Annotated in this window: 11 protein-coding genes; 3 read left to right on the top strand and 8 right to left on the bottom strand. The window is 43.3% G+C overall.

The genetic code is table 11. From position 1 onward, the window contains the following. Positions 1-39: 39 nt before the first annotated feature. From QUB33_RS11375 to QUB33_RS11365, 3 genes are all read right to left on the bottom strand, one after another. Positions 40-1,032 (bottom strand): hypothetical protein, encoded by a 993-nt coding sequence (locus tag QUB33_RS11375; protein WP_333350410.1) that lies wholly within the window; start codon positions 1,030-1,032, stop codon positions 40-42. A gap of 644 nt (positions 1,033-1,676) precedes the next feature. Next, complete coding sequence (locus QUB33_RS11370; protein ID WP_333350408.1) at positions 1,677-5,567, bottom strand: O-linked N-acetylglucosamine transferase family protein; 3,891 nt, start codon at positions 5,565-5,567, stop codon at positions 1,677-1,679. Between the two features lie 39 nt (positions 5,568-5,606). Beyond that, positions 5,607-6,047 (bottom strand): tetratricopeptide repeat protein, encoded by a 441-nt coding sequence (locus tag QUB33_RS11365; RefSeq protein ID WP_333350406.1) that lies wholly within the window; start codon positions 6,045-6,047, stop codon positions 5,607-5,609. A gap of 23 nt (positions 6,048-6,070) precedes the next feature. On the opposite strand from QUB33_RS11365, the gene QUB33_RS11360 reads away from it, so the two are divergent. Further along, complete coding sequence (locus QUB33_RS11360; RefSeq protein ID WP_333350404.1) at positions 6,071-6,226, top strand: hypothetical protein; 156 nt, start codon at positions 6,071-6,073, stop codon at positions 6,224-6,226. Here the strand turns inward: QUB33_RS11360 and QUB33_RS11355 are convergent. From QUB33_RS11355 to QUB33_RS11340, 4 genes are all read right to left on the bottom strand, one after another. Continuing rightward, the gene (locus QUB33_RS11355; RefSeq protein ID WP_333218377.1) at positions 6,223-6,375 is read right to left on the bottom strand and encodes a hypothetical protein; all 153 of its coding nucleotides are present in this window, start codon (positions 6,373-6,375) and stop codon (positions 6,223-6,225) included. The genes QUB33_RS11360 and QUB33_RS11355 overlap by 4 nt on opposite strands. A gap of 115 nt (positions 6,376-6,490) precedes the next feature. Continuing rightward, positions 6,491-7,246: a Uma2 family endonuclease gene (locus tag QUB33_RS11350; RefSeq protein WP_333350402.1), complete on the bottom strand. Its 756-nt coding sequence runs from the start codon at positions 7,244-7,246 to the stop codon at positions 6,491-6,493. Positions 7,247-7,425: 179 nt separating this feature from the next. Continuing rightward, positions 7,426-8,940, bottom strand: coding sequence for an MlaD family protein (locus QUB33_RS11345; RefSeq protein WP_333350400.1), 1,515 nt, complete (start codon positions 8,938-8,940; stop codon positions 7,426-7,428). Positions 8,941-9,009: 69 nt separating this feature from the next. After that, positions 9,010-9,792 (bottom strand): ATP-binding cassette domain-containing protein, encoded by a 783-nt coding sequence (locus QUB33_RS11340; RefSeq protein WP_190736470.1) that lies wholly within the window; start codon positions 9,790-9,792, stop codon positions 9,010-9,012. A 164-nt stretch (positions 9,793-9,956) separates the two neighbouring features. On the opposite strand from QUB33_RS11340, the gene QUB33_RS11335 reads away from it, so the two are divergent. Then, complete coding sequence (locus QUB33_RS11335) at positions 9,957-11,357, top strand: gluconeogenesis factor YvcK family protein (protein WP_333350397.1); 1,401 nt, start codon at positions 9,957-9,959, stop codon at positions 11,355-11,357. A 141-nt stretch (positions 11,358-11,498) separates the two neighbouring features. Continuing rightward, entirely contained in the window at positions 11,499-11,948 is a 450-nt protein-coding gene (gene tsaE / locus QUB33_RS11330) for a tRNA (adenosine(37)-N6)-threonylcarbamoyltransferase complex ATPase subunit type 1 TsaE (protein ID WP_333350395.1), read from the top strand. Here tsaE and QUB33_RS11325 read toward each other — a convergent pair. Further along, on the bottom strand, positions 11,922-12,197 hold a 276-nt coding region (locus tag QUB33_RS11325), incomplete at its 5' end, for a hypothetical protein (protein ID WP_445299520.1). The genes tsaE and QUB33_RS11325 overlap by 27 nt on opposite strands.

The following is a 12,197-nucleotide window of genomic DNA, read 5'->3' as shown; positions in this document are numbered from 1 at the left end:
ATTTTCAACCTTTCAACAGAAACTTCTTGATTCAACAATTCAATACTTTATGCTTCTCAGATTATCTATGGTATACGAGGAGAGGTTACCTACTTCTAAGGATGCGATCGCCTCTGTATCCTCATAATCTAACATGATTCTCCCCTGAAGGCGCGACATCAAAGCTTGCCACTGAATTTCGCTCAACTGTCCAACCAGTGAAATTTCTGGCCCATCGGAAACATCTAAATCTTCTTCCATTAAAAGGTTCATGGCAACACTATATAAAGCAAAGTTGGCATCTTCATCAGAAACGTTACTGTAGTGTACAAGGAGAGTTATGTTAACTTTGCATGGGTGAGTGGTGAGCGCCCTCATTACTCGTTCCAATTCTAAACACAGAGACTCTTCGGAGTGCAACCAATCAGGGAAAACAATTAGGTTAATCTCTCTCAATTTGATCGAAAGCGACAAGGCTTCTGACTCGCCTTCCTTTTCCTGGCATTTCTCCATTTGCGGAGTGTAACAACCGAGCATTTCGAGAAAGCGCAAAGCTGTAGGAAGCGGAGCATAATTTTCAATTGCCCACTGACGGCCTTCCCCAGAGATTTTCTCTAAAATTCCTGGGTCATCAGCAATGCGATCGACAGTATCTTGCATATTGTCTAGATCGATTCCTATATAGTGTCGCCAGTTTTCAGGCATTACTGGCAATTGAACTCCATACTTATCGAAATCTACGTGAAACGTTACACACCCAGCCGCCAATGACTCCCAAAACCGCCAACTGTCCCACCATTCTACGATTGGTTCTCCTGTAAAATGGTTAGAGGTAACAGCACCCCCAAAGCATGCACAAGCCGTAGATTCCTTCAAATTGTGGTAGTAGCTTGGATAGTGGCGTTGACCTGTTTGCTTCCACTGTAAGTAATGGTAACTGTCAGAAGGAGATTTATCAAAATCCTCAGTAGTATTATCCTGCGGCAAAATATGTTGGATTAACGGCAAAACTTGTTCGCTAGCAATCAGCCTTAGAGGATTGTCTACTGTCATGACTCCACTGTCAATCCATAAATAACCCTCGCGAATTTTCAGGAGAGCGTTGTTGTATCTCAATTGCCGATGATCGTTGCGAAAGTTGACAAGTAAACGTCTTTTCCTGTTCTCAAATTTCTCAATTTTTAGAGTCTCTCTAAGGATGCGGTTAGAAAGTCCAAAAACCCACGTTAAACAGTTTGAAGGATATATAGATTTGCTGTTGCAGTGAGTTCTAAATCTGAAATCGAAATTTTCTAACTGTGGATTCCAGAGGGTAAAGCCATCCATGTCATCTAGCAAGACAGTAATGTATTTCTGCTCTGAATGAAATAGATTCTCAGGAAAAGATTTCACGTTTCTCATCCATCGGAAGTCCAAAATTACTATTGAGCAATCGTGATGAGTCACAGTTGGGTCATAACAAAATAAATATTCTTCTGTATCGGGGTCAATCTTCCAATGATTGATGTTTGAATAAAATGGTATCCCCAGCTCTTTAAAGCCTTCCGCTAGACATATACTGACAGGTGAATATACGCCTTCACAGCAATAGAAAAATATTGGTTTATCTAAAAGGGGTGTGAGAGAGGGTTGGGCTTTTAACAGATCAGTGTTCATAGTAGGTATGCAATTTTAACTCAACCTTTTTGTTATAATTATTATATATTAGTAAAACTGTCTAATAGATAGGATGGAATTTTTTCAAAGCCTGTCGGTGTGATCGCCTCTGTATTCTCTTGCTTCAATACGATTTTCCCCTGAAGGTGCGACATCAAAGCTTGCCACTGAATTTTGCTCAACTGTCCAACAAGTGAAATTTCGGGTCCATCGGAAACATCTAAATCTTCTTCCATTAAAAGGTTCATGGCAACGCTCGACAAAATAAGATTAGCATCCTCATCAGAAACATTGCTACTGTCTACCAGTAAAGTCATCTTACTTTTGTCTGGGTGAGTGGCGATCGCTCTAATGACACTTATTAATTCTTGTAAGAGTAATTCTTCAGGCTGACCCCAATCAGGGAAAATAATCAGGTTGATCGCGCTCAACGTTAAGTTTTCTTTAAGAATATTTCCCTGATATTTTGCAAAAATCTCTTGAAACACTAACCCTATTCTGGCAGAGTAAGAACGGCTATCCAGAAATCTAGGGGTATTCTGCATTTTTTGGTTGAGCAGGTTACTTTTCTGGAACCGCAATTCAGGATTAGTTCCTAGAGCAACTGCCAACTCGACATAAGCTTCTTCGCTATCCACTATTAAATCAAACATTTCCAGTTCTCGCAGCAATGATGCTCCCATATTAGAACGCGCATAATGTCCTGACATCACCACTGTCGGCAAACCAACCTCTAGTGGATCGATTAGCGATGTCATTCCGGCATAAGGATACGAATCTAAATATATATCTGCAATTTTTAAGCGTTCCTTTACATCAGCCCGGTTAGGCACTGCGTCAAGAAGGATTAACCTATCTTTCCCTACACCGTGCCTTGCCAGTGTAGCCAATATACGTTCCTGAAAAGCTGTTACTGGATAGATAGGAGCCCAGTTGGGATTAAAAGGATATAGTACCAGCACAGAATTGGGTACCCTAGCTAGTATTTTCGCCCAAGTCTCTTCAACTTCTGGGATAATTTTATAAAAATTAGCGCCTGAAATATAGATAACAGCACTCTGAGCAATATTTAAGATTTCTCTATTGACATTTATAGTTGTTAAGAGCTGTTCTTCAGTCGCAAAGTCAAAACATTGAGCAGGAACATCTAAAGTAATTAGGGTTTCACTGTAATGCTGCTGAGGGTTACTTTCAGCTTCAGTCAGTTTACTAGAAATGTAGTAATCTACATGACGCATCCCTGTGCTTACAGGGGAATTCATGCCAACTACTTGCACTCGTGCCAGCCTATGAACAGCTAGCTCAGCAATTCGATTAGTTTGTGCTGTTACATTAGTAGCAATAAAAAGAATATCTAGATCGCCGTCACGGATAGTTTCTACTTGGCTCTCCAAATCTTGCGGAAGTCGAACAGCAGTATCAGCACAACCTAGACAATAGCGTTCAAACCGATGACCCGTAGCATTGACAAAATAGATAATAATTTCAAACAAATCCCTATTCAATGATTTGTAGACGGGTAATGTAGCAAACATTTCTGCTTGGGGGTTAAAATTAGTAGCAAGAATTCCTAACCTGATCTTACTTGTGTCTTGCTGTTTTTCAGGGAAACTATAATCGAGCTGATGCCCTTTACTTTTTAAAGTCTGTTCTATAATTGTTGCTCGCTTTACATATATTTCTTTCAAGTTGGCTTTTGTAAAGTAAAGGACAAAGTTAGCATAATAGGTGAAAGTTATAGCCACTTCTCGCCACACTTCAACATCAAGTTGACCAAAGATGTTGGTATGTAGCTCATCTACCCATGTCTGTATATGTTGGTAGTATTTCTCTACTTCCCCAACCTCCTGAAATAAAGGGGGGCTTTTAAATAGTAAGCTGATGTATTCATTAAGGAATGGCTCAGCGATTTGGGAGATACTTAATTGCAAAGGTAACTGATAAGCAGGCTGGTCTCGCATTGCAACCAATAGCTTTTCGATAGATTCTTGCGGGTTATGTCCTTCAGACTTCTTCCCATTTTCATCTGTTAGAGCAATTGCAGTCTTCATTAAAACAGAAGAAACTGTTTTAGCCATCTTTGACCAAGAAAACTTTTTAGCTTGTTCTAAACCCCCCCTAATCAATGAGTTCCGAACCTTGGGTTTTTGTACCTCGCAAAGTGCCTGGGCAAATCCATCAACATCCTTATCATTTACATATAAAGCTGCTTCTCCAGCAACTTCTGGGATAGAAGCATTAGGACAGGTAATGACTGGGCAACCGCAAGCCATCGCCTCCAGCACTGGTAATCCAAACCCTTCATACTGTGAGGGATAAACCAGTGCAATAGCACCAGAATAAGCCACTATAAGTTCTTCATCATTAAGGTTTAGCTTATGAACTACCGTCCCTGCCGTGTAAGCTCTAAACTCTAATTCTAATAAAACACTACTTCCTGTACAAATAACCTCAAATCCTTGCTTACTGCTAAGTTGAGCAAAGGCTTGAAAAAACAATTCAGTATTTTTATAGTCCGAACCACCCCCGACTGAAATGAAGTATGGTTTTGAAATACCATACTTATTTTTAAAATTACTAATCTCTTCTTTACTAGCTGGCGAAAAAGAGCTTTTGACTCCACAGTGAGCTACACTTACTGATCCTAAAGCTATATTAGGGAAAAATTTTACTAAATCTTGGGCTGTGTTTTCCGAGATAGCAATATAGGCGGAGGCATGGCGGATACCGTGATGCTTTTCCCTCCACATTGGCTGATTCAAATTAGCCTGTAAAACTTCTGGTATCATGTCATAAGCCATGAATACGGAAGGGGTTGATAGTGGCGTTGTATAGTAAGTGGAGATAAATAAATCTGCACCTTCTTCATCGCAGATTTGCTGTAACATTTCCCGGTCAGCCTCAGTTTTACTGTAATCATAAGCAGGCACGGTGCAATACCTAATTCCCGGAATCTTGGGCGATTTCCCCACTCTATCCAATACAATTATGTGCTTGGCAAAACCATTTTTTGCCCATTCTTCTAGTAGCGACCTCCAAACACGGGCAATTCCTGTTTGATACATTTGAAAGAATACACTGTCAACCAGTATTGTCAAGCCGCTTCGCGAGCCGCCGTCCTCTTCAATTTGAGCAATTTGTATCTTTCCTGCCTCTTGAATATGAGTAATTTTGCTAACAGCTTTTAAAAAGTCATTTTGTAAAAGCGACACCTTATTAACCGCCCCTAATTCTCTTTTTCCTAATTTTTGAAATAAATCTTCCGGCAATTCTTTTTCGGTCAGTAAATGCAGAGACGAACCATTTGAGTAGAAATTGAGATTAAATTTAGTAGCAATTATGGAAAGAGCTTTAGCTGTGTAAAGAGAAACGTGCTGACCTTCGTGAAGCACGTAGTACCACCACTCATCAGGTTTAGGATTGCTTTCTGGCAGCAATTCTGTGCTCAATAAAATATTTCTGGATTTTTTTAACAAATTTTCCAGCTCATCTATGGGGTGAACCAGATGCTCAAATACTTCAAAAGCCGTCACTAATTCAAATTGGTTATTTGCGGTTGCATCACTCTCAAATCCTTGAGCAAATATATTTTGACAAAATTTGTCTAGCCAGTAAAAGTCAAATCCCGCATCTCTCATCAGCCTGACAAATAGACCGTAGCCTCCACCGTAGTCGAGAAATTTTGACTGATGATTGAAGAAGTTAAATAATAATTTTTGTGTTATTTGTGAAAATGACAAATTTCTGAACGCTAAGCCAACATCACTGCTGGCTATTGGCTGAGAATAAGCTTCTTCTAACCAGTATGGTTCCTCAGTTTGAACAAATCCGCAGTTTGAACATTGAAAATAATCTACATCATATTTTCCCATAACTTTACCCTGGGCAAAAAGATGGGAATCGGATTGGCAAACTTTGCATTTAAGTGACATATAATATAGTAAATTTATAACTTATTGTAACTCTTAGCTCTATTTTTTTTCTTCTCTTGTATGTCGCGCCCGCCCTAAAAGCTCCTTATAATCAGCTCTGTCAGGATACAACTTCACCAACTTCTCCAAAGGCTCGATCGCCCCTTTCCCATTATTCATCTGCAACCGCACATTTGCCAACCCCTCCAGAGCCGTATGGTTCTGCGGTTCTCGCTGCAAAACCGTTTCATATCCCCGTTCCTGCGCCGCCAGCAAAGACTCCTGAGAAACAGCAGCAGGCGTCGGCTTTTGTTGGTGCTGGCTGCTCAAACCGCTGCTGAACAGACTCACAATACCAAAAATTGCCGAACCACCAAACGAAACCATTGATACTAACGCAAAAATCTGCTTAATTCGATCGCTCCGATGAACCGGACGAGCACTAGATTTTTTCTGTGTACTTTCCATTGCTAACTCTTGGCCTCGCTGTTTTCCAGGCACTTGCAAAGCACCTAATATCTAGAATGCCCAAGTTCGAGCGCAAAACGATCGCCCTTCGCCATTTAAAATTTGAAACCAATTCTAGCCCTCACACAAAATATAAGATTTGTCAAGGGCATTTAGGTGACAATAACACGCGGGCGAGATCGGTGAATGGCGATCGCACCCTTACTTTTTAGCCGTTACTCTCAGGCAATTCGCCAAACCGAGATCGGTAACGCGCTAGCAAAGATGTGAGTTCAGGATCACGCTGGCGTTCCGCTTCTAGTGCTGAGGCTAATTCATCAGAAAGCCGATCTAATTTTTCTTCTAATGTTGTTGCAGTCATGCCGATCGCTCCTTAATTGTGGTTATTTTTAATCTTAAACGCCCTTGCTGACTCGATTGTGCAATCAAAATGGGATTGGATTAAGGGCCGAAAGGTCGATCGACCTCTCACACCTTCAAATGCCATCAGGATCGATACCCTGACTTCTCAAATATGCCATTAGTCGATCGGCCCTCTCGCGTTCCTCTTCGGTCCTCTGGCGTTCCTGTTCCACCCGTTCGGCACCCCACAGCAGCAAATTGCCCTTCTCATCCCACCAGCGCAACCAATAACCCGTTCTCTGAGATTTTTCACCTTCCCAAACCCCTAGAAATAAACCCATTGATTCTATCCATAATCGCTGATTAGCATCCGGTTTTTGCAATTCGTATTCTGCCGAGTTCCAGAGTCGGTACACTTCCAATACTCTCGATTTAGGTTCAAAAATTACATAAATCGGTACTTGCAAAATTCGCTCATAAAACCGCCATTTTCCGTAAGGATCTGTGTGTTTCTTTGAATATTCACTGCCGTCAGTATCCGATAAAAAGTCCATCACTACTGCGGGAACTTCTCCCTCACCATTGGGCGTATAACTGGGGCGAACGTCTCCTGGTTCTGCTGGCAATACCGAGGGAACGAACACCCAATCTGGTGCTTTTACTACTGTTTTGTCGTTAACTTTGGCACATAGTCCAAAATTGGAAGCTATTAGCATTGGAGCTAGGATAAATCCTGCGAGATCCAAGGCTTCTCGCAGAGCTGCCGCTAAAAGTGGTTGGTCGATGTTTTCCACGGGAGCGTCGGGTAATTTAAAGTCATCTGGCAATTTTTCCCAAGTTACAGTATACTGGTTTTTGGTTTCAGCCGATTTCGATAATGTTTGCGTCATTTGTTTTCCTTGTTGAGATTGAAATAGTTTCTTGTTAATAGGATTTGCACAATAATTTTAATGGCGGAGGGTGCAGGGCGCACCTTACTAACTAGCTGTAATCGGGGTGTGAATTGCGCCCTTACTAACTAGAGGAAGTCGCGAATCTTGCAATGGCCGTTATTCAATGATACCCTGTTTTAAGGGGTATTTTCGGGAGCCACTGGTTCTCCTGACCTGGCAGTTTTAGAATGTATAACAGGCAATTTTTGCTGTTTGTTCAAGCTGGGAAATCCATGCTCTAGTGATTGATTTCTGGCAGGGGTACTCGCATTTACTTTCTCAGAAAGAGGAGCTAATGTTTGAGTCACTTTAACTTGGTGTCGTAGTTGTTCTGTCGAACCCAATAAGCCTCCCAATCCGTTGAACAACCTGCGAATGTTGTTGCGGAAAGCCGGATCTCCTGTCAAATCATCCACGTCGGAAGTAATTTTCTGCACGTTCTGAAATGTAGCTCGTGCAGAATCTAGAGTTTGCTGCAATAATAGCAAAGTGGCGGGATTGTTTACCTGGTTGGATAAATCTCGCAAACTACCAGAAGCTTGGGCAGCATTCGCTGATAAAACTTCTAAATTGTTCAGCAATTGTCCTTGGTTGATTCGATTAATTGTCGGACTCAAACTGCTGACAGCTACCTGAAGTTCCTGACTGCTTTGATTGATGTTATTCAGAGTTGAGACTAAACTGGCGCGGTTGGTTGTTACTAAAGAATTAACTTGGTTGGCTGTTAATGTAATTTGATTGGCTGCTTGAGTTACTGAATTAGCAGAATTTATCGCAGCGGCAGATACGGCTTTTGTGGAAGTGTCCGCCGTAGATGCTACTTTAGAAACATCAGCGGCGACTGCTGATATTTCCGTCTTTAGCGATTGATTTAAGGTGCTTGCTTCTCCCTTCAATGATTGATTTAAACTTCGTGCTTCCCCTTTTAATGATTGATTTAAACTGGCTATTTCTGTTTTTACTGATTGATTTAAGCTGCCAATGTCTCCCCTTACAGATTGATTTAAAGTTTTTATTTCCGCTTGGGCAGTTTTAGTTAAAGTCGATAAATCTTGAGTGAGTTTAGCTGCACCTTTAGCGGTGGTGGCCGTATTCTCGGCTAGAGATTTAATATTGTTAAACAGCGCGGGGTCAGTGTAGAAATTAGCTAGGCGGACTGTGGATCGAATAAGTTCGTCGATAGTGACTCCAGCTTGACCTTTTAAGCGCGAATTGTTGCAGATAATCTCCGGGGGACAGTCGGCACTAACGGGATTGGCGGTAAGTAACGATTCTGGCAAAATCGAGTTGGGGGTAATGTCGATCGACGATTCGCCAATTAAACCGGATTTATTCGCTTCGATCGTAACATCCCGGGGAATCACTAAAGTACCGGGGGCAATCTCCAGCGTCACGTCTACGCCGTTGGAACCCGGTTGGAGGGCGGTAATTTTACCGACTGCAACCCCACGATACCTGATGGGCGTGCCTATTTGCATTCCTTGGGCGCTACCAAATTCTACGGCGAATTTGTAGCTGCGGTTCCCTAGCTGCACCCCCCGCAGCCACAGCACTAAGCCGCCAAATAAACCGATTCCTACTAAAATTAAGATCCCGACAGAACCTTCTCTTACAGTTCGCGATTGCATATTTTCTCCTAAGTCATTGGTCATTGGTTATTAGTCATTCATCATCTGTCATTTCAATCTAAAATCTAAAATCTAAAATCTAAAATTGGCTGACTATCCAAGCGCTTGAATTGGCCCAGTAACACTGCCGCTAAAAAATTGTCTGATCAGTAAATTATCTGTCGATGTAATGTCATTGACAGTTCCCTCCCACTGCACTTTGCCTCGATAGAGAAACACGATGCGATCGGCAGTGCGGCGGATGGTACTGTCTTGGTGAGTGACGATCGCATAAGTGCTGCAAACACCTTGGGCAGCCTGCAACTCACGGATTAAATCTTCAATTACCGTCGAAGCGATCGGATCTAAACCCGCAGTCGGTTCGTCGTACAGCAAAACCTCTGGATTATCCCTGTCATTATCAGGATTCGCCATGATAGCGCGGGCAAAACTTACCCGCTTCCTCATTCCCCCAGACAACTGCGCCGGATAGCGTTCGCCAATTTGCGGCAAACCCACCATCTCCAACTTTTCCTCCACCAATTCCCGAATGCGGCGGCGCGGCAGCTTAGAATGCTGGTAAAGTAAAAAACCGACATTCTCCTCCACCGTCAGCGAATCAAACAAAGCCGCTTGCTGAAAAACCATCCCAATTCCGATCGGATCTGCCACGTCGTCCACCCATCCGACCCTGCGCTGTCCCTGAACAAAAACCTCACCGGCATCCGGGGCCAACAAACCCGCAATTATCCGCAGAATCGTAGATTTCCCCGTCCCGGAAGGGCCAATAATTGCCAGGGCCTCTCCCCGATAAATCCTCAGATCGACTCGATCGAGGATCGGGTTCTGGCCGAAGGACTTACTTACCCCTTTGAGTTCGATTAGTGGCTCTGCCATAGGATGTTATCAATAAGTTGTCAGTCCTCAGTCATCAGTCTACCTAATGACTCATGACTCATGACTAATCACTAATTACTTAAATTGACTGCCAGAATCAAAACACTCTTGTATTGTAAATTTGTCAGGTCGAGCTGTTCCAATACCCTTAAGACTAATTAACCATGTCAATTAGTTCACTTCCTAAAGCCCTCCGCGTCTTGGCTAAAGCCAAGCAGGTTTTTGCCCAATCCAGAAATCCTTACCCCCCTTCTTTGCGGAACGGGCGAGTTCACCAGTGGTTTAAGTGGTTAGCCCCCGGACTGTTAGTGAAACGGTGGCTGCTGATTAGTGCTAGCGGCGTGGTACTTGCCACTTTGGGTTTAGCGATTTGGACTGGGATGACTCCCATTTTCTTCTTATTGCAATTGTTGAGAAATTTTTTGGCGTGGATTGCGGAAGTTATTCCCAATTACGTGTCGGGGCCGATCATCATTGCTGGCGGGATTTTGTTAATTCTGTGGGGACAAACTCGCAGTTTGAATTCTATTACCCAAGTGCTGATGCCCGAAGGCAACGAGGAACTGGTCGATCGACTCCTCAACCACCGCCGCTTGCACCGCGGCCCGAAAATTGTGGCACTTGGGGGCGGTACGGGCCTTTCTAATTTGCTCAGGGGATTGAAGGATTACAGCGCCAAAATCACTGCTATTGTCACGGTGGCGGATGATGGCGGGTCTTCCGGGCGGCTGCGGCGGGAAATTGGGGTATTGCCGCCGGGAGACATTCGCAATTGTTTGGCTGCTTTGGCAGATGAGGAAAAGTTATTGACTGAGTTATTTCAATATCGTTTCCGGGCTGGTGACGGTTTGGTGGGTCACAGTTTTGGGAATTTGTTTTTGACGGCAATGAGCGATATTGCTGGAGATTTGGAACAGGCGATCGCGGCGAGTTCTAAAGTTTTAGCAGTAAGGGGAGAGGTGCTACCGGCTACTCTGAGCGATGTTTCTTTGTGGGCAGAACTCGCTGACGGCCGCAGGATTGAGGGGGAGTCCAACATTACAAAAGCTAACGGGCAAATCCTCAAAATAGGCTGTAATCCTGCTAAACCTCCGGCATTACCTAGGGCTGTGGAAGGTCTTCGGGAAGCGGATTTTATTATTATTGGGCCGGGGAGTCTTTATACGAGTGTCATTCCGAATTTGTTGGTGCCGGAAATTGCTGATGCGATCGCCCACAGCGAAGTTCCGCGCATTTATGTGTGCAATATTATGACTCAGCCGGGGGAAACTGACGGATACAGTGTTGCAGACCACATTCGGGCGATCGACCGTGCTTGCGGCCGGCCGCTGTTCGATGCTGTAGTAGTTCAAGGAAAAGTCCCTTCTGCAAAGGCTTTGATCCGCTATTCTCAGGAGAATTCTTATCCGGTTGTGCTCGATCGAGAAGCCGTAACGCAATTGGGGCGGCGAGTTGTCATCGCCAATGTCATGGATGAAGATGAAAATACGGGCTTAATTCGCCACAATTCTCAAAGGTTGGCGGGGATGTTGCTGCGTTGGTACGGCCGCGCGCAGAACATTTAAGCTGCTGAGTGTTAACTGTTGACTGTTGACTGTTGACTGTTGACTAATATTATTGGTTATTGGTTATTGGCCGCCGCCAGCGAGTAACAAATAACAAATAACAAATAACAAATAACAAATGACTAATGACTAATTATTGAGATGAAAACTTTGCTTCCCGATTCTGAGGCTACGCGCAAGTTTGGTGTTGCGTTAGGTCGATCGCTCCCCGCCGGCACTGTAATCTTATTACAAGGAGATTTAGGTGCAGGCAAAACTACCTTGGTTCAAGGCATCGCTGAAGGTTTAGAAATCTCGGACTCGATTGAAAGTCCTACTTTTACACTGATTAACGAGTATTTTGGAGGGCGAATTCCGCTGTATCATCTAGATTTGTATCGACTGGAACCCGAAGAAGTGGAGGCTTTGCACTTAGAAAGTTATTGGGACGGGTTAGAAATGGATTTGGGAATTGTGGCGATCGAATGGGCGGAAAGATTGCAGTACAAGCCAGAAAATTATTTGCAAATTTATTTGAGTTATCTAGATAACGGGCGGCAACTTGAAGTAATTGGTAATGAGGACTTATTGGATTGGCAATTGGAAATTTGAGAAAAGGCGATTTAATTTAGATGTTGCACCCTTCTCACTCAGCCTTTTCTGAACAGGCAAGATGCCTGTTCCACAAGAAGAAAATTCACTCTTTGTGGAACAGGCATCTTGCCTGTTAAGAGAGAATGGTGTAAATCTCAGCGCGAACGGGAGCATCCCAGTTTTGCAGCCAGTATAAATACTCAAAGACTTAGCAGGCAAGTTGATGGCAGAATAGAAAGCAAATAAATTACCATCACCCCAAGTCAA

It is taken from the genome of Microcoleus sp. B3-A4, assembly GCF_036705385.1.
GTDB lineage: Bacteria > Cyanobacteriota > Cyanobacteriia > Cyanobacteriales > Microcoleaceae > Microcoleus.
Note: the sequence above shows the minus strand (reverse complement) of the source record. Positions and strands in the feature narration are given on the sequence as shown.